The sequence below is a fragment of the Bradyrhizobium sp. CB1717 genome, from assembly GCF_029714325.1.
Taxonomy (GTDB): Bacteria; Pseudomonadota; Alphaproteobacteria; order Rhizobiales; family Xanthobacteraceae; genus Bradyrhizobium.
Window position 1 is genome coordinate 3,946,094 of sequence record NZ_CP121666.1, and the last position, 17,370, is coordinate 3,963,463.

General features: G+C 65.9%; 17 protein-coding genes and 1 tRNA gene. 11 read left to right on the forward strand and 7 right to left on the reverse strand.

The annotated features are described in order from the left end of the window. Nucleotides 1-119: 119 nt before the first annotated feature. From QA649_RS18605 to QA649_RS18620, 4 genes are all read left to right on the forward strand, one after another. Nucleotides 120-851 (forward strand): GntR family transcriptional regulator, encoded by a 732-nt coding sequence (locus tag QA649_RS18605; RefSeq protein WP_283025457.1) that lies wholly within the window; start codon nucleotides 120-122, stop codon nucleotides 849-851. Nucleotides 852-900: 49 nt separating this feature from the next. After that, nucleotides 901-2,142: an MFS transporter gene (locus tag QA649_RS18610; protein WP_283025458.1), complete on the forward strand. Its 1,242-nt coding sequence runs from the start codon at nucleotides 901-903 to the stop codon at nucleotides 2,140-2,142. A 22-nt stretch (nucleotides 2,143-2,164) separates the two neighbouring features. Further along, nucleotides 2,165-3,058: an amidohydrolase family protein gene (locus QA649_RS18615; protein ID WP_283025459.1), complete on the forward strand. Its 894-nt coding sequence runs from the start codon at nucleotides 2,165-2,167 to the stop codon at nucleotides 3,056-3,058. A 122-nt stretch (nucleotides 3,059-3,180) separates the two neighbouring features. After that, complete coding sequence (locus tag QA649_RS18620) at nucleotides 3,181-4,095, forward strand: PhzF family phenazine biosynthesis protein (RefSeq protein ID WP_283025460.1); 915 nt, start codon at nucleotides 3,181-3,183, stop codon at nucleotides 4,093-4,095. A gap of 122 nt (nucleotides 4,096-4,217) precedes the next feature. Here QA649_RS18620 and QA649_RS18625 read toward each other — a convergent pair whose 3' ends face one another. Continuing rightward, the gene (locus QA649_RS18625) at nucleotides 4,218-4,679 is read right to left on the reverse strand and encodes a DUF488 domain-containing protein (protein WP_211408933.1); all 462 of its coding nucleotides are present in this window, start codon (nucleotides 4,677-4,679) and stop codon (nucleotides 4,218-4,220) included. A 9-nt stretch (nucleotides 4,680-4,688) separates the two neighbouring features. Next, on the reverse strand, nucleotides 4,689-5,525 hold the full coding sequence (locus QA649_RS18630; protein ID WP_283025461.1) for a DUF72 domain-containing protein: 837 nt from the start codon (nucleotides 5,523-5,525) through the stop codon (nucleotides 4,689-4,691). A 104-nt stretch (nucleotides 5,526-5,629) separates the two neighbouring features. On the opposite strand from QA649_RS18630, the gene QA649_RS18635 reads away from it, so the two are divergent. The 4 genes from QA649_RS18635 (at nucleotide 5,630) to QA649_RS18650 (ending at nucleotide 9,198) form a co-directional block, all read left to right on the forward strand. Then, nucleotides 5,630-6,025: a hypothetical protein gene (locus QA649_RS18635; protein ID WP_283025462.1), complete on the forward strand. Its 396-nt coding sequence runs from the start codon at nucleotides 5,630-5,632 to the stop codon at nucleotides 6,023-6,025. An 89-nt stretch (nucleotides 6,026-6,114) separates the two neighbouring features. Beyond that, nucleotides 6,115-6,315 carry a hypothetical protein gene (locus QA649_RS18640; RefSeq protein ID WP_018645823.1) on the forward strand — a complete coding sequence of 67 codons (201 nt, stop codon included), beginning with the start codon at nucleotides 6,115-6,117 and terminating at the stop codon, nucleotides 6,313-6,315. A 240-nt stretch (nucleotides 6,316-6,555) separates the two neighbouring features. Further along, nucleotides 6,556-7,689, forward strand: coding sequence for a glycosyltransferase family 2 protein (locus QA649_RS18645; RefSeq protein ID WP_212343230.1), 1,134 nt, complete (start codon nucleotides 6,556-6,558; stop codon nucleotides 7,687-7,689). Nucleotides 7,690-7,695: 6 nt separating this feature from the next. Continuing rightward, nucleotides 7,696-9,198, forward strand: coding sequence for a glycosyltransferase family 39 protein (locus QA649_RS18650; protein ID WP_283025463.1), 1,503 nt, complete (start codon nucleotides 7,696-7,698; stop codon nucleotides 9,196-9,198). A 205-nt stretch (nucleotides 9,199-9,403) separates the two neighbouring features. On the opposite strand, the gene QA649_RS18655 is transcribed toward QA649_RS18650, so the two are convergent. Both QA649_RS18655 and QA649_RS18660 read right to left on the reverse strand, forming a co-directional pair. Next, entirely contained in the window at nucleotides 9,404-11,290 is a 1,887-nt protein-coding gene (locus QA649_RS18655; RefSeq protein ID WP_283025464.1) for an adenylate/guanylate cyclase domain-containing protein, read from the reverse strand. 80 nt (nucleotides 11,291-11,370) lie between these two features. Beyond that, on the reverse strand, nucleotides 11,371-11,892 hold the full coding sequence (locus QA649_RS18660) for a FecR domain-containing protein (RefSeq protein WP_283025465.1): 522 nt from the start codon (nucleotides 11,890-11,892) through the stop codon (nucleotides 11,371-11,373). A 653-nt stretch (nucleotides 11,893-12,545) separates the two neighbouring features. Between QA649_RS18660 and QA649_RS18665 the strand changes: the two genes are divergently transcribed. Further along, nucleotides 12,546-13,640, forward strand: a complete 1,095-nt coding sequence (locus QA649_RS18665) for a tlde1 domain-containing protein (protein WP_283025466.1) — start codon at nucleotides 12,546-12,548, stop codon at nucleotides 13,638-13,640. A gap of 64 nt (nucleotides 13,641-13,704) precedes the next feature. Here the strand turns inward: QA649_RS18665 and QA649_RS18670 are convergent, their stop codons facing one another. The 3 genes from QA649_RS18670 to QA649_RS18680 all read right to left on the reverse strand — a co-directional run bounded on the left by QA649_RS18670 (nucleotide 13,705) and on the right by QA649_RS18680 (nucleotide 15,849). Then, nucleotides 13,705-14,529 carry an SDR family oxidoreductase gene (locus QA649_RS18670; protein ID WP_283025467.1) on the reverse strand — a complete coding sequence of 275 codons (825 nt, stop codon included), beginning with the start codon at nucleotides 14,527-14,529 and terminating at the stop codon, nucleotides 13,705-13,707. 75 nt (nucleotides 14,530-14,604) lie between these two features. Further along, nucleotides 14,605-15,243: a glutathione binding-like protein gene (locus tag QA649_RS18675; protein WP_283025468.1), complete on the reverse strand. Its 639-nt coding sequence runs from the start codon at nucleotides 15,241-15,243 to the stop codon at nucleotides 14,605-14,607. 12 nt (nucleotides 15,244-15,255) lie between these two features. Continuing rightward, a complete protein-coding gene (locus QA649_RS18680; RefSeq protein ID WP_283025469.1) occupies nucleotides 15,256-15,849 on the reverse strand; it encodes a cysteine hydrolase family protein in 594 nt (197 codons plus the stop codon). A 129-nt stretch (nucleotides 15,850-15,978) separates the two neighbouring features. Between QA649_RS18680 and QA649_RS18685 the strand changes: the two genes are divergently transcribed. Both QA649_RS18685 and QA649_RS18690 read left to right on the forward strand, forming a co-directional pair. After that, a complete protein-coding gene (locus tag QA649_RS18685) occupies nucleotides 15,979-16,812 on the forward strand; it encodes a LysR family transcriptional regulator (protein WP_283025470.1) in 834 nt (277 codons plus the stop codon). Between the two features lie 192 nt (nucleotides 16,813-17,004). After that, nucleotides 17,005-17,077 (forward strand) — tRNA-Phe (locus tag QA649_RS18690). Nucleotides 17,078-17,370: the final 293 nt, after the last annotated feature.

The window sequence follows — 17,370 nt, forward strand, 5'->3', positions numbered from 1 at the left end:
GAGACGAGGCCGGGCTCGCAAAGTCCGCCGGCCCGGCCTCGGGACCCCGCGCTGCCCAACGGCACACGGTATTATGGTAGCGGTTGACTCCCGTCTCATCTAGTCATCTATATGACTAAATGAATTCAGCGCCGCTCGACGACCGCCTGCCACGCTACCAGCGCCTGCGCGACGATCTCGCCGCGCGGATCAACCGCAATGAATGGCGGCCGGGCGAGCCGATCCCGTCGGAAGCCGAACTGGCTGCGCATTACGGCGTCGCCATCGGCACCGTTCGCAAGGCGATCGATCAGCTTGTCAGCGACGGCGTTCTGGAGCGGCAGCAGGGCCGCGGCACCTTCGTGCGCCGCGCGCGCTTCAATTCCTCGCTGTTCCGCTTCTTCCGCTTCCAGTCCGAGAGCGGCGAGCGGCGCGTGCCGAACAGCCGCATCATCCGGCGCAAAAGCGTGCCGGCGACATCGGCGGTCGCATCCGCGCTGCGCATTCCCGTCGGTGAGCCCGTGATCAGCCTGTCGCGCCTGCGTCTGATCGACGACGTGCCGCTGCTGGCCGAGGAGATCTGGCTGCAGCAGTCGCGCTTCGCGCCGATCCTCGACATCGACACGGCCGAATTCGGCGACCTCCTGTACCCGCTCTACGAGGAGCGTTGCGGCGAGGTTGTGGTCTCGGCCGAGGAAATCCTGACCGTCGAGACCGCCAACGAGATGCAGGCGCGCCTGCTCAGGCTCGAGGCCCATGCGCCGCTGATCGTGATCGAGCGCCTCGCGCTCGACCTCGAGCGGCGCCCGATCGAATGGCGCCGGTCGCGCGGACCCGCCGACCGCTTCCGCTATCACGCCGAGATCCGGTGAAGCGGCCTTTCAACGTCATCAAGCAATAACGCGTACAGGGGTAGGAAACATGTCGAATTGGTACAGCGAAAGCTCGCCGCTGGAGCGGCGCACGTTCTGGGCAAGCTTTGGCGGCTGGGCACTCGATGCGCTCGACGTTCAGATGTTCGGCCTCGCCATCCCCGCCCTGATCGCGGCGTTCGGCATCAGCAAGGCCGATGCGGGTCTGCTCGGCTCGATCACGCTGTTCTTCGGCGCCTTCGGCGGCTGGTTCGGCGGTGCGCTCGGCGATCGCTTCGGCCGCGTCAAGGCGCTGCAGATCACGGTGGCCACCTTTGCGCTCGCGACTTTCGCCTGCGCCTTTGCGATGACCTACACACAGCTTCTGGTGCTCAAGGCGATCCAGGGCCTCGGCTTCGGCGCCGAATGGGCCTGCGGTGCGGTGCTGATGGCCGAGATCATCCGGCCCGAGCATCGCGGCAAGGCGCTCGGCTCGGTGCAGAGCGCCTGGGCCGTGGGTTGGGGCGCCGCCGTGCTGCTCTCGGCACTGGTCTTCACCTATGCGCCGGCCGACATCGCCTGGCGGCTGTTGTTCGCGCTCGGGTTGCTGCCCGCGCTGCTCATCATCTTCATCCGCCGCGGCTTGAAGGAGCCGCCGCGCGCGGTCGCAGCCGAGAAGACGCCGTTCTTCGCCACGCTCTCCGGCATCTTCCATCGCGACGTGCTGCGCTCGACCCTGATCGGCGGCCTGTTCGGCATCGGCGCCCATGGCGGCTATGCCGCGCTCACCACCTTCCTGCCGACCTACTTGCGCGAAGTGCGGCACCTGTCGGTGCTGGGCTCCAGCGGCTATCTCGCCGTCATCATCGTCGCCTTCTTCTGCGGCTGCGTGACCAGCGGCATCATCAGCGATCGCATCGGGCGCCGGGCCAACGTCGCCTTCTTCGCCACCGCTTGCATCATCACCGTGCTGATCTACATCTTCGCGCCGCTGACCAATGGCGAGATGCTGGTGCTCGGCTTTCCGCTCGGCTTCTTCTCCGCCGGCATCCCCGCCAGCATGGCGGCGCTGTTCAGCGAGCTCTATCCGGCCGGCGTGCGCGGCACCGGCGTCGGCTTCTGCTACAATTTCGGCCGCATCGTCTCCGCCGCATTCCCGTTCCTGGTCGGCTTCCTCAGCGATCACATCGGGCTTGGACCTGCGATCGGCATCGATGCGGCCTTCGCCTATTCGCTGGTGCTGGTCGCGGTGCTGCTGCTGCCCGAAACCCGCGGCAAGGTCTTTGAACAGGCCGCGGCGACGCGCGCCTGACGTCGGATGGGGAGAAGTCACGATGACATCTGTCCCGCGCGGCCTCACGCGCCGCCAGTTTGGCGCGGGTCTTGCGTCGCTCGTCACGGTGGCCGCGACCACAGCCAGGAGTGAGGCGGCCTTGCCGACGATCGATACCCATGCCCATGTGTTTCACCGCGGTCTCAAGCTCGCACCTAGCCGGCGCTATGCACCCGATTACGATGCGCCGCTGGCGCTCTATCTGGAGCAGCTCGATCGGGGCGGCATGACCCATGGCGTGCTGGTGCAGCCGAGCTTTCTCGGCACCGACAATTCCTACCTGGTCGCGTGTCTGAAGCAGGCGGGTGGCCGACTGCGCGGCATCACCGTGGTCGATCCCGCCACATCTGCGGACGAGCTGCGCGCACTCGACCGCGCCGGCGTGGTCGGCATTCGCCTCAATCTCGTCGGCCAGCCCATGCCGGATCTCGCGGCCGGCGAATGGAAGGCGCTGCTCGGACACGTGAAAGCGATGGGCTGGCAGGTCGAGATCCAGCGCAACGCGGCCGATCTCGCCGCGCTTGCGCCGCAGCTGCTCGATCATGGCGTCACTGTCGTGCTCGATCACTACACGCTGCCCGACCCGAAGCTCGGTGTAGCCGATCCCGGCTTCCAGTCGGTGCTGAAGCTGGGGGCGACGAAGAACGTCTGGGTCAAGATATCCGCGCCGTATCGCAACGGCGCTGCAGGCGAAGACTTTGCAAAGCAGGCCTATCCGCTGCTGCGCAACGCCTACGGCCTCGATCGCCTGTTGTGGGGCAGCGACTGGCCGCACACGCAGTTCGAGGCGACGCAGACCTACGCGAAGAACCGGGAATTCCTCGATGTCCTGATCGTCGACAAGAACGAGCGCGCACAAGTGCTCGCATCGCCACATCAGCTCTTTCGCTTCTAGAATCTCTTTCCGCCATTGCTCCGATTGCACTCAATTTTGGGGCATGACGAGCGATGTTTTCGGCTTGTAGAGTGCTGCGCGATGCGGCCGGTCGTGGCCGCCATTTGCATGGGGAAATGACGATGCAGCGCCGCTACATCACCGTCGACGTGTTCACCGACCGCGCCTTCGGCGGCAACCAGCTCGCCGTGGTGCTCGACGCCGCCGGGCTCACGACGCAGCAGATGCAGGCGATCGCCACCGAATTCAACTATTCCGAGACCACCTTCGTGCTGCCGCCGCGCGACAAGGCCAATGATGCCGAGGTGCGCATCTTCACGCCGGTGAGGGAGATGCCGTTCGCGGGCCATCCCAATGTCGGCACCTCCTTCGTGCTGGCGAGTCTCGCGAAGGAGCCGAAGCCGCGCCTGCTGTTCGAGGAGAAGGCGGGGCTCGTGCCGGTCGACATTCGGAGAGAGCAGGGGCGCGTGGTCAGTACCGAGCTCACCGCGCCGCAGCCGCTGTCGCGGCTGGCGGAGGTTTCAGCCGCTGACGTTGCGGCCTGCATCTCGTTGACGGCTGATGACATCAGGACCGATCACCATGCGCCGCAGGTCGTCGGCGTCGGAACGCCGTTCCTCGTGGCGGAGGTGCATTCGCGCGATGCGCTCAAGCGGGCAAGGCCCGACGCGGCCGCGTTCGGCAGGGTCTTGCCGCGCGACGACGCCCGCTCGGTGTGGTTCTACACGCGCGATGTGCCCGCGGCGGAGGCGTCTAGCGATATCCAGGCGCGCATGTTCATGCGCGGCGCCGGCGGTCTCGCCGAGGATCCAGCCACCGGCAGCGCCACGGTCGCAGCGGCGGCTTTGTTCGCCGATCTCGATCCCACACGCGAGGGCGAGTTGAAGCTCACGGTCGGCCAGGGCTTTGACATGGGCCGACCCAGCATTCTCCTGACACGCGTGCGCAAGCAGGACGGCAAGATCGTTTCCGCCCATGTCGGCGGCAGCTGCGTGCAGATGATGGAGGGAACGTTCCGGCTGGCGGGCGAGGGGTGAGTCTCCACACGTCATTCCGGGGCGCGACGAAGTCGCGAGCCCGGAATCCATTCATCCACCATCCCTGCCGCTCGATGGATTCCCGGCTCGCGCCAAGAGGCGCGCCCCGGAATGACAGGCAACTACACTTGCCGCCCCGCCAGATTCTTCACCGTCACCCCATCGCGCTCCTCGATGATCTCCGCGATCATCTGGCGGTGGCAGTGGGTGTGGTCGCGCTCGTAGCAGAGCAGGCACACCGGGCCGGCCTTCTTCACCAGCGCCGAGAGCTCGTCCATCTCTTCTTTCGCTTGCGGCGTCTTCAGGTGCTTTGAATAGATCTTCTCCAGGACGTCGTACTGGCCGCTGCGGGCGGCGAGGCGGCCCTCCTTGGGCGTGCCGAGGGCTGCGAGATGGACATAGGCGATGCCGCGCTCGTCGAGTCCGGCGGACAGCTGCTTCTTGGAAAAGCCCGGCCGGCGCGACGACGTCACCGCGCGCACGTCGACGACGAGCTTGACGCCGGCCTCTTCCAGCTCGTCGAGCACCGCCTTGGGTGGCGTCTGCTCATAGCCGATGGTGAACAGCTTTTTTGCCTTGGCCATGAACCATCCTCAGCTCACCCGCGCGATCAGTTCCATGGCGCCGTGCGGTGCGCGCACCTTGCCCTCGTGGATGACATAGGCGAACACGTCGCGCGGCTCCTTCTTGGGCTTCGTCTTGTCAACCTTCGGCAGGTCGTCCGGTTCACCGCCCGAAGCCCAATCCTTGAAGCGCTCCGCCCAGGCATCGAGCTGCTTCGGCGGATAGCAGGTCTTGATCTCGTCATTGCCCTTCTGCAGCCGCGCATAGACGAAATCGCCGGCAACGTCGGCGATCGCCGGATATTTGCCGTGCTCGGCGAACACCACCGGCGTCTCGAACTCGCGGATCAGTGCGACGAAGTCAGGCGTGCAGAAGCTGTCGTGGCGGATCTCGACCACGTGGCGCAGCGCGCGTCCGTCGAGCTTGCGCGGCAGCAGCTCCAAGAACTTGCCGAAATCGGCGCTGTCGAACTTCTTGGTCGGCGCGAACTGCCACAGCACGGGACCGAGATGGTCGCCGAGTTCCAGCACGCCGGAATCATAGAACCGCTTGATGGAGTCGCCGGCCTCGGCCAGCACGCGGCGATTGGTGGCGAAGCGCGGCCCCTTCACCGAGAATACGAAGCCCTCGGGCACCTCGCTCGCCCATTTGCGAAAGCTCTCCGGCTTCTGCGAGCCGTAATAGGTGCCGTTGATCTCGATCGAGGTCAGCTTCGAGGCCGCGTAGGACAGCTCCTTCGCCTGCGTCAGCTTCTCCGGATAGAACACGCCGCGCCACGGCTCGAAGGTCCAGCCGCCGATGCCGATGAAGATGTTGCCGGATTTTTTGGATACGGTTTTTGCTTTGGCCACGGAAGGATCTCGCATCGACGTGGAGGGGAGGCCGGCATCCTAATCAAACCAGTTGTGATTGGCCAGTTGCCGCGTCCCGTCTAAGCTCGCGAAGATCGTCTGCGCACAAGGAGAACAAGATGCGGATGCTGATGGTGGGAGCGGCGCTCATGATGATGACATCTGCTGCCATGACGTCCGGGGCCATGACGACTAGTGCGATGGCTGACGATGACGACGACAAGAATGCGCAGAAGCTCGCGATGCAGGGCCGCGACGATTACTGGCATTGCCTGGCGCGGGAATATTCGCGTGACTCGAATCAGGGCCTGTCGGAGCAGGATTTCGGCCGCTCGGTCGCAGGCGCCTGTCCGTCCGAGCGGCAATATTACCGGGTGGCCTTGCTGGACTATCTCACCAGCCAATATCCAAACATCGATGCGGGCGCCCATCTCGCGACCGCGAACAGGGCGGTGGAGTCGGCGCAGAAGGACATCGTGACGGCCTTCGTCAAACACAGGCCACCGCAGAAATAGCTCGATCGACCGCCGCGGTCCCGTGGCCCTTCCGGCGCTGCGTTCATCCGTGGTATCACTCACCGCATCTGGAACAGGGATGGGTTTCCATGTCGTCTGAGTCGGTGGGGGGCATTCTGGGCGCGATCGTCGCGGCGGTCGTGCTTGCGGTCGCCGTCGTCTTCGGGCCGATCGGCCAGTACGGCAAGCCCCCCAAGCCGGCCAAGGCCGAGCCGGCTCCTGCTGCGGCACCCGCAGCCCCTGCCGCGCCCGCGCCGCGGGGCCCGGTAATCAAGGAAGTCCCGAACTAATCCCGGAAAGGGGCTTTTATCCCCTTGAAAAGCGGATTTACCGTCCCCATCTAGCTTCTAACGGCGACGTTGAGAGAAATACTCCGGCGCTGGGACGACCTTGGAATAGCTTGGGCCTGCGCCGGATGTACGCGCGGTCCGCCGTTCCGGGGTCGTTGGCATTTTAGGGCCCGTTTTGGCCCGTCCCCCCTCAAAACCCCGGCTTGGCAGCGCAGGACGCGGCGGATATACGCTGCCGTCATGAATGAAGCGATCAGACCGGGCTCCGACCATCCGCCGCAGGCTCAAGAGGGGCCGGAACTGTCGGTCATCGTCCCGACCTTCAACGAACGCGACAATGTCACGGTGCTGTACCGGCGCCTGGAGGCGACGCTCGTCAACGTCGCCTGGGAAGTCGTGTTCGTCGACGACAATTCGCCCGACGGCACCTGGGACGTCGTGCGCGCGCTGGCGCAGCGCGACAGCCGCGTGCGCTGCGTCCGCCGCATCGGCCGCCGCGGCCTGTCGGGCGCCTGCATCGAGGGCATCCTGGCCTCCAGCGCGCCCTATGTGGCCGTGATCGACGCAGACCTCCAGCACGACGAGACGCAACTGCCGAAGATGCTGCTGCTGCTCGCCAGCGACCAGGCCGAGCTCGTGGTCGGCAGCCGCTACATCGAGGGCTACAAGAGCGAAGGCTTCAACAAGCAGCGCGCCGGCGCCAGCGCACTGGCGACCGAGGTCGCCAGGAAGATGCTGCGAGTCGAGATCGCCGATCCCATGAGCGGCTTCTTCATGATCCGCCGCGACCGTTTCGAGCAGCTTGCGCCAAAGCTGTCGGTGCACGGCTTCAAGATCCTGCTCGACGTCGTCGCGACCGCCCATGGCGGCTTGCGCGCCGTCGAGATTCCCTACACCTTCGGCGCCCGCCAGCACGGCGAGAGCAAGCTGGATTCCATGGTCGCGCTCGACTTCCTGGGCCTCGTGCTGGCCAAGCTGACCAACGACATCGTCTCGCTGCGCTTCATCCTGTTCGCGATGGTCGGCGGCATCGGCCTCGTGGTGCACCTCACCACGCTGTTCATCGCCCTCCAGCTGTTCAAGGCGCCGTTCGCGGAGGCGCAGGCCGCCGGCGCCATCGTTGCCATGACCAGCAACTTCATCCTCAACAACTTCCTCACCTATCGCGACCAGCGGCTGAAGGGATTTGCGCTGCTGCGCGGCCTGATCGCCTTCTACATCGTGTGCAGCGTCGGTCTGCTCGCCAACGTCGGCGTCGCCTTCTCGGTCTACGACCAGGAGCCGATCTGGTGGCTGGCCGGCATGGCCGGCGCGCTGATGGGCGTGGTGTGGAACTACGCGATGTCCGGACTGTTCGTCTGGCGCAAGAAATAGCGCGAGATGGGCGGAGCTGACGCGCGGATCGTCCGCAACACCGCGCTGGCGATTCTCGCGCTGGTGGCTTTGCGGCTCGTCGCGGCCGCCTTCACGCCGATCACCTTCGACGAAGCCTATTACTGGATGTGGTCGAAGAACCTGGCCGGTGGTTACTACGACCACCCGCCGATGGTCGCCTACGTCATCCGCGCCGGCACCATGATCGCCGGCGACACCGAGCTCGGCGTCCGCCTGGTCTCGATCCTGCTCGCGCTGCCGATGAGCTATGCGATCTACCGCTCCGCGGCGATCCTGTTCGGCGGCGCCCGTGTCGCCGCGACCAGCGCCATCCTGCTCAATGTGACGCTGCTGGCCTCCGTCGGCACGCTGATCGTGACGCCCGATGCGCCGCTGCTGGTCGCCTCCAGCTTCGTGCTGTTCTTCCTCGCAAAAGTGCTGGAGACCGGCCGCGGCGTCTGGTGGCTTGCGGTCGGCGCCGCGGTCGGCGCGGCGCTGCTGTCGAAATACACCGCGATGTTCTTTGGCGCCGCCATCCTGATCTGGCTCGCGTCCGTGCCGAAGCTCAGGCGGTGGTTTCTCTCCCCCTGGCCCTATCTCGGCGGTCTCGTGGCCCTGGCGCTGTTCTCGCCGGTGATCCTCTGGAACGCGGACCATCAATGGGTCTCGTTCGCAAAGCAGCTCGGGCGCGCCAAGATCGAGGACTTCCGTCCGGTCTTCATCGCCGAGCTGATCCCGACCCAGGTCGCGTTCGCGACCCCGCTGGTCTTCATCCTCGGTGCGATGGGCCTGCACGCGCTGACCTGGCATCGGGCCGGCGCGCTGGCCTCGCGCGTGCTGATCGAGACGATGTTCTGGACCATCGTCGCCTATTTCGTCTGGCATTCGCTGCATGCCCGCGTCGAGGCCAACTGGTTTGCGCCCGTCTATCCGCCCTTCGTGATCGCGGCCGCGGCCGCCGCCAATCTCGTGCAGTGGAAGCCGCGCCAGCGGCGCCTGGCGGACTTCTGCCTGCGCTGGGCCGCACCCACCGGCATCGTGATGTTTGCAGCGTTGATCGTGCAGGCCAACACCGGCTGGCTGTCGGGCTATCGCCGCGACGCGACCGTGCGCAGCGTCGGCGTCGGCTGGCGCGAGCTCGCGGCGCAGATCGAAGCCGAGCGCGCGCGCAATGGTGCGACCTGCGTGCTTGCGCCGGATTACGGCACCACCGGCTGGCTCGCCTTCTATCTGCCGCGCGGCACCTGCGTGGTGCAGCAGAACCAGCGCATCCGCTGGGTCAACATGCCCGAGCCCGATCCCAAGCTGCTCGCCGGCAAGCTGCTCTATGTCGACGAGCTGCGCGGCGAGGGGCATCCCGCCCTCAACGGCCTTTTTGCGAAGGTGACGCAAATCGCGCAATTGCAGCGCAAGCGCGGCCCGCTCGTGGTCGAAACCTACGGCATCGATCTGCTCGAGGACGCCAGGGGCGATGTGCTGGACCGCTCGCCGCCGCCGGAAGCGCGGTAGCGGGTTTTGAGGAAGCCACGCTTTCTCCTCATCGTCGTCCCGGCGAAGGCCGGGACCCATACCGCGTGATCTATCGATGAGCGCGGGTATCGGTACCGCGCGAAGATCTGTTCATAACCGGTCTTCGCCAAACTGCTCCCTGTGGTTATGGGTCCCGGCCTCCGCCGGGACGACGGCGGAGTGTTGGGCGCAGAGCGGTGACTAATCAGCCGGTTATCTCCGCGTTGGCCGCCGACGCGCCCGGCTTGCTCTCGTCGCGCCAGAACCAGACCGCAACCGTGCCGGAGCGGCCGCGGACCTGGGTGCGCAGCGGGCCTCTCAACGTGCTGTCGGGGTCGCCGAGATAGTCGGCCGCATCCAGCAGCGTGTCGCTCAGCGCGAGCTGCGCGCCGTTCTGGGCCGCGACCTCCATCAGCCGGTTCGCGACATTGACGGTGTCGCCGGTCGCCGTGATGTGCTGATGGCTGCCGCCAAGGCGCGAGGCGACGATCGGGCCGCAATGCGCGCCGATCTTGAAGCCGAGCTGATCCCCGATTGCGGGCGGCAGCGATGCGATCCAGCGATCGACGCTGCGATGCAGCTCGATGGCGCATTTGAGCGCGCGCGCCGCATCATCGGGCATCGCACCGGGCAGGCCGAACAGGATCATGGCGCCGTCGCCGAGGAAGCCGGTGACGATGCCGCCGCACGCGGTCGCAGCCGTGTCGATCCGCGCGTGAAACGCATTCAGGATGTCCCGCAACGCATCGGGATCGGTCCGTTCGCTGAGCGCGGTGAAGCCCGAGAGATCGATGAAGACGACGGCCGCATCCTGCCGGACCGGCTTCGCCAGGAAATCGGGATCGCGCGCCAGCCATTCCTGCACGGCCGGCGCCTGGAACTGCGCCAGCGACCTGCTCTTGGCGGTGAGATATTGCGCCTTGCGGCCGCCGGCCCAGAGCTGCACGCCGGCAAAGACCGCAACCGGTGGCACTGTCGCTGCAAGCGTAGTTGCAGCGTTCAGCCAGAGGCCGTGTGTGAAGGCGAACAAATTGAGCCCGGCCCAGGCGATCATCACGACGGCTGCCGCGACAATGCCGAGCGCGCTGCGTCGCCAGGCGAGCAGGCCGACGAGCAGCACCGGCAACAGGATCGCAGTGAGCGCATCGATGATATGAACCTTGTGGTCGCGCGTGATGCCGTCGCCGGCGACGAGATGCGTGATCGCAGTGGAGATCACCTCGACGCCGGGCATGAGGGAATCGAACGGCGTCGGATAGAAGTCGCCGCCGCCGGCGACCGAGGCGCCGATCACCACGATCCGGTTCTCGATCGCCGCGCGATTGAGCGTGCCGTCGAAGATGCTCTGCGCGCTGACGGTGCGGATGGTGCGGCGCGGGCCGTAATAGGTGATCGGCAGCGCGAAGTCGCTGTCGGTCGGCACCGCGCGATCGCCCAGCATGAGACGGTCCGGCGCGATCGTCAGCGGCTTGTCGAGCGCGCGGGTCGCGACGCGCAAGGGGAATGAGAGCTCGACCTTGTCGTGGGTCCGAAACAGCATCGGCACCGAAAGCGGCGAGCCCGATTGCCCGGTGGCGACGTTGACGACGCCGACCTCGGCGTGGTCGGCGAACGCCGGCAGCGGCAGCAGGAAGCGCTCGGCTTGCGGCAGCACGGCGAGGGGACCCTGGCTGCTGGGCGCCACGGTCTCGCTGGCGGACGGGAAGATCGCTGCGGCGGCAAGCACCATGGGACCGGTGGCGAGCGTGCTGGCCAGCGTCGCATCGCCTATCGCGGCGCTGCGGTCGACCAGCAAGAGGTCGATCGCGACGACCTTCGGCTTGAACTGCACGATGGTGTCGACGACGCGGGCGAGATCGGCGCGCGGCAGCGGATAGCTGCCGCCGCGCTTCACCACGGTGTCGTCGATCGCGACGATGGTGACGAGATCCGGCGGCGCCTGCACGCCGCGGACCTGCGTCCGCCAATCCGTCAGCGTCGCCTCGAGGCGATCGAGAAAGCGCAGATGACCGTTGGCGTGACCGACATAGATGCCGGCACCCCACAGCGCGGTGAGGACGAGGGCCACCAGAATCTGAACGCGTCGAGTCATTAGGTCATGCAATCTTCTTTGTCGCCCGGGCCTTGCTGCGCGAGCGTTAATCGTATTGTCGGAGCCTTATTGGCCCAGTCTTATTGGCCCAGTCTTGCCATCAGCGCGTCGACGCGCGGCTGGCCCCATGTCTTGACGGTCAACGGGCCGGTCGCCTCGACGTCGACGCCTTCGCCCGGTCCGAGCACGACGCCGCGCCCGCCGCTCCCGCGGGAGACGCCGACACGGCCGTCGGCGACGAACACCGCGGTCTTCGCCTCTGCGACATCGACGGCCCATTTCGTGCCGCGCACCGCGGCGATCGCCCGTGGCGTCAGCACCTTGAAAGGATTGCCGCCGGGCTTTTTGGGCACATCGACCAGCAGCGCCTTGCTGCTCAACTCCACGGAGTCAATATGTCCGTCGCGGTTGGCGTCCTTAAGTTCAAACCTGGCGCCATTCTCCGCAACGATCGTGATGCCGTTGTCGCAGCGCCAGGTCTGTGTTCCGGCTGCTGATGGCGACGGCGTGCAGCCCGCATTGGCCGGCTGCGCGGCCGCGTATCCCGTCAACAACAACGACCACGCCAGAATGAAAAATCCGGCGGGTGCGATCCCTCTCATGCCAGCCTCCGTTCGCGTGCTCGGCACAGTTCAAGGCGATGCTGATACGGTACCGTATCACACGCAGAGGCTGCTGAATAGTGCCGCTTCTCGCAGCTATTTTCGCGCTGCGGCATTTTCCAGATCCGATGCGATCAACTTTCAGTCAGGGCGCCGTGTCGCGTGAGCGCCAAGCCTCTCCCTCTCATCGCGAGCGGGGAGAGGCGCGAATGGGCGATGGCGCGCACCAGCCTCGCGCAATGCTTCCCCGTTATCATCAGGGCATTGAAGACCACGAAAATGACTTGGTTGGATGTACCTAAAGAGGCGGCCGTAAGACGTTCGCTGATCGCCCGATCCAGCCGAGAATTATGGTTAACAAACGCGACTAAGTCCGTAGTTCTGCGGGCTTTTTTCTCAGAATGAGACAGCGTTAACGAGTTGCCCTACATCTGCCTGAACTTAATCCGCATTTAACTAAAAGTCGCCTTAATGACGCTCCGACCCTCTGCGAGATGCTGTTCCCGGATCGTGACCAGCGGCGCTTCGAAGGGGGACTGAGTGACACCGTCCTGGACGCAAGGCGAATGAGTACGAGTATCGCTGCGCAGAGTAACGCGGCACGGAAGTCCAAAAATCCTGGCAAGAATTTTCTTCGGAAGCCTTCCCGGAAAATGACCACCACCAATTGGCTTGGCGCCGCGGCGATCGGCTGCGTCGTGATGGGCGCCGGCTGGACCATCTACAGCAACGTCTTCGGCGCGAGCGTCTATCCGACCGTCGGCAGCATCGGCTACGACGAGCCCGTGATCAAGCGTGCACCCAAGGTGGTGCTGCGCGAGGCCAGTGAGGCCATCAACGAGACCTTTGCCCTGCTGCTGCCCGACCGGCTCCAGGTCGCAGCTCCGATCTCGCGCGAGATGTTCAACGAGCGCTTTGCCGCCGCTGCCACGCAGGGCGTGCCATCGAATGCGGCGAGCGCCACGCCCGCGACCCAGGTTGCTGCGGCCAAAGACGCCCCGAAGCAGAGCGTGATCGCGAAGGTCGCGGATGCGCTGAAGCCGGCAGCGGCCAAGGTGACGTTGACCGAGAAGGTCGCCGATGCCGCCAAGGCCAAGCGTGCGCCCGAGGGCCAGATGCAACTGGCCTCGGCCGACCCGGCCGAGATCGTGCCGGCGCCCGAGGCAAAGCCAAAATCCTTCGCCGACCGCGCCAAGGCCGCGGTGATGTCGATCACCGGTCCGCGCCAGTCGATGGTGGAAAAGCTCTGGGGCAAGCGTGAGCCGTCCGGGGGACTGCTCGCCTATGCCTCGGCCGATGCCAGCGTGACCTCGGCCATCGCGCCGAAGGAGCAGAACCCGATGTTCGGCGGCGCGCCGCCCTATGAGCGCGACACGGCGGTCTACGACATCACCGCCAAGACGGTTTACCTGCCGGATGGCACCAAGCTCGAGGCGCATTCCGGCCTCGGCTCCAATCTCGACGATCCGCGCTCGCAGCGCACCCGCATGCGCGGCGTGACGCCGCCGCACATCTACACGCTGAAGCCGCGCGAAGCGCTGTTCCACGGCGTGCCGGCGCTGCGCCTGACCCCGATCGGCGGCGAGAGCGCGATCTACGGCCGCGACGGCCTGCTCGCGCACACCTTCATGCTCGGGCCGAACGGCGACTCCAACGGCTGCGTGTCGTTCAAGGATTACTACGCGTTCCTCGACGCCTACCGCAACAAGGGCATCCGCAAGCTCGCGGTGCTGGCGCGGGTGGACTGATCTTCGCCGATACCGGTTGATCGAAAGGGCCGCTCGCAGCGGCCCTTTCTTTTTGCGCGGCGTGTCAGCCCGGCCAGCACTGTCCTCCACCGTCGATCCTGAGCACCTGGCCGGACACGAACGCGCCCATGGGGCCTGCGAAGAATTCGACGACCCGGGCGATCTCGTCGACGGTTGCGATCCGGTCGAGCGTGCCGGTCTCGACCATCCTGCCAGGGTCCACTGCGCGCGTGCCGAGGAAACGGCCGGTGCGGGTATCGCCAGGCGCGATGCAATTGACGGCGATATCGTAGGGGCGGAGCTGATCGGCCAGACATCGCGTGTAGTGGGTGACGCCGGCCTTCGACACCGCATAGATCGAGCCCTGGGTGCGCCCCTTGAAAGCGGCGACCGAGCCCAGCGTGACGATGCGCCCGCGCCGCCGCTCCATCATGCCGCGCGCGACAGCCTGGCAGGTCAGAATGGTCGAGAGCAGATTGCGCTCCAGCACCGCGCGTACGTCGGCTTCCCTGATGTTCACCGCGTCGTTCGGATCGGGCTTGCCTCCGGCGGCTGCGATGTCGCCGCCGGCATTGTGCACGAGAATGTCGATCGGGCCGAGCGCGCCTTCCGTCTCCGCAATCACGCGCGCGATGTCCTCGCCCTTGGTGAGATCGCCCAGCACGCGCTGGCTGCGGATGCCGAATTGCTGGCCGATTTCTGCGGCCACCGCGGTGAGGGTGGTGCCCTCACCATATTCCGCCGGCCCGTTCTCGCGCATGCCATGGACGGCAACATCAGCGCCGAGGCCGGCAAGTTTCTCCGCGAAGGCGCGGCCGAGCCCGCGCCCTGCGCCGGTCACCAACGCGACCTTGCCGGCCAATACCCTCGTAGTGTCGTGCGGCGCCATGATCTTGCTCCCGTCGTCCAATGCCAGTCGGTCGCAAGATCTAGCCCAATCGCCAACCTCTGTGCCAGTGACGTGTCACGCCGGGCTCGTCGCAAGCGTCTTGCGCAAGGCCATCTCGGTTGCGACCGCTTCCTTTATGGTGGGCCGCGCCTGCATGCGTTCGAGATAGGCCGACAACGACGGCCACTGCGCGATGTCTACCCCTGCGGGACGGAGCAGCAGCAGGGCCCAGGTGAGATGGGCATCCGCGACGGTGAAGCCGTTGCCGACGAGGAACTCGCGGTCGGCAAGGTGCGCTGACGGCACCGACAGGGTCTGCGGGATCCGTGCGCGCGGCTTGGCGAGCGAGCCTTCGTCGCTGTACCAGAAGGTTGGAAACAGGAACGCCTTGTGGATCTCTGCGCCGATGAAGCTCAGCCATTCCTGCAGGCGATAGCGATCGGGATCGCCGAGCCGCGGCGCAAGGCCGGCCTCCGGCTTCGCATCGGCGATGTATTGCAGCACCGCCGCGCTTTCGGTCAGCCGTTCGCCGTTCTCCAGCACGAGGACCGGCACTGCTCCCTTCGGCGATACGCCGCGAAAGTCGCTGTCGTCGTCCACGACCTGCTTGGTCCTGAGATGCACCAGATGATAGCGCGCATCGAGGCCTGCTTCCATCAGCGCGATGCGGCTCGCAAGCGAGCAGGCCATCGGCGAGAAATAGAGTTGCAGCATCGCGTTGCTCCGTTATTTCAGTGCATCGCCGCGCGCGATGATGGCGAAGCGGTCGGATAGCTCGGCGAGCGCAACCTCGTGGATGGTCCGGGCGTCCAGCGTGCCGCCGCGGCCGTCCGGCAGGTCGCGCGTGGCGCATGCGTCGGCGTCGATCGTCGTGCGAAACCCGAGGTCGAGCGCGGCGCGCCCCGTGGAGCTGACGCACATATGCGTCATGAAGCCGGCCAGCACGATGTTCTTCCTGTCGGTTGCGGCAAGGTTCGCCCGCAAATCAGTGCCGGCGAACGCATTCGGCAGCTCCTTCTCGATCACCAGCTCGCCGGCACGGGGGCTCAGCTCGGCGACGATGGCGCCGCGCTCAGCGCCGCGATCGAACAGGCTGCCGGCCTTGCCGCGATGGGCAATATGGATGATCGCGGCTCCGCTCTCGCGAGCCCGCGCCAGCAGCGCCGCCGCCCGCGCGATCGCGGATCTCGCGTCGGGCAAGGCGAGAGGACCTTCGAGATATTCGTTCTGGATATCGATCAGCACCAGCGCGGCGTCGGCAAGACGCGGCGGGTTGAGATCGGCGCCGGCGAGCTGCAGCAGGGTCTTTGCGGTCGTCATGGTCTTGGCAATCTCCGGGGCAAAAAGGCTGAACAAACATAGCCCCGGCAACGCCTGCCGATATGCAGGGATATTGCAGCGGGTGGCTGCGATATTGCAGGCTCCCCCCGATCGGTATAACCTCACACGATGAATTGGGACGATCTGCGCATCATCGCTGCCGTCAGGGACGAGGGCACCTATGCGGGCGCCAGCGCGCGGCTGCGCATCGACGAGACGACGGTCGGGCGCAGGCTGTCGCGCATCGAGCGTGCGCTCGGTCTGCGTCTGTTCGAGGCCGCCGACGGCGTCCGCAGGCCGACGCGGAGTTGCGAGGCGGTGCTGGCGCATGTCGAGGCGATGGCCGCGCATGCCGCCGAGATCGGTCGCCTCAGTGAGAGCCTGGAAGGCCCGGTGGGACGCCTGCGCATCGCCTCCACCAACACGGTCGCCGAGGAAGTGCTGTCGCCGCGCGCGAGCGACTTCCTGCGTGCCAATCCCGGCCTGACGCTGCAATTCCTCACCTCGAGCGAGAACGTCAAATTCTCGCGCTGGGAGGCCGATCTCGCCATCCGCCTGCGCAAACCCGACAAGGGCGACTTCGCGATCTCAAAGCTCGGCGATATCCGGATCTATTATTTCGAGCCTGTGACGACCGAGGGCGAGCCGATGCTGTGTGCCTATCCGGACGAGCTCGGGGCCATTCCCGAGATGCAATTCCTGCGCACGAAGAAAGCCCGCGCGCGCTGCGTCACCGACAACGTTCGCGTCATCCGCAACCTGATCCGCGCGCATCAGGCCGCCGGCGTGTTGCCCGAGTATGTTTGCGCGGACCTGCTCGGCGATCGCCGCCTGCGCGCCACGCTGCTGCAGAAGCGCCGCGATGTCTGGCTGCTGGTGCAAAACCATCTCAAGCGCGACGCTGCAACGCGTGTGACCATCGACTGGGTGAGGGCGTGTTTCCAGGAGATGTCGCGCAGTTGAGGCGATGTCTCGCTGTGATCGTCGCGTCACAGCGCGCAAGCTGCGACGAAAAATCTTGAACGAGCCCCTTGCAACCCGAACGTGCCTGGTCTATTAGCGCCGTCCTTCGCTAGGCCATGTGTCCGGGCTCGTTGAGATCCCGGCTGGCGCGAGCCGGTCTCCGGTTTCGTGTTCCGCCGAATGAAGGACAAAGCAGGACGTAGCTCATGGAGAGCGTCGGGCTGAACACCCGAAGGCATCGGTTCGATTCCGGTCTCTTGCCCCACGAAGGATAGCTCAGTTGGGTAGAGCAGGTGACGTTAAAATCATCGGGTCGCGGGGTCGAATCCCGCTCCAAGCGCTCCGTTTCAGCCTGAAAAGCTGATTCCTCTGAAGGGGACCGGACGCGCGCTTCAGTCGCAGTCCGGCCGTTTTGCCGCAAGGCTTTCCGTCCGAACCTAGACACTGTGAGACCGGCTTTGCGCCGCGGGTAGATACCGCTTGCGCTGATGCCGGGTGGCTCCGCATGGCCGCGCGACACACCTCGCGCGATCGCGCGCGTGCGCCCGTCGTCATGCA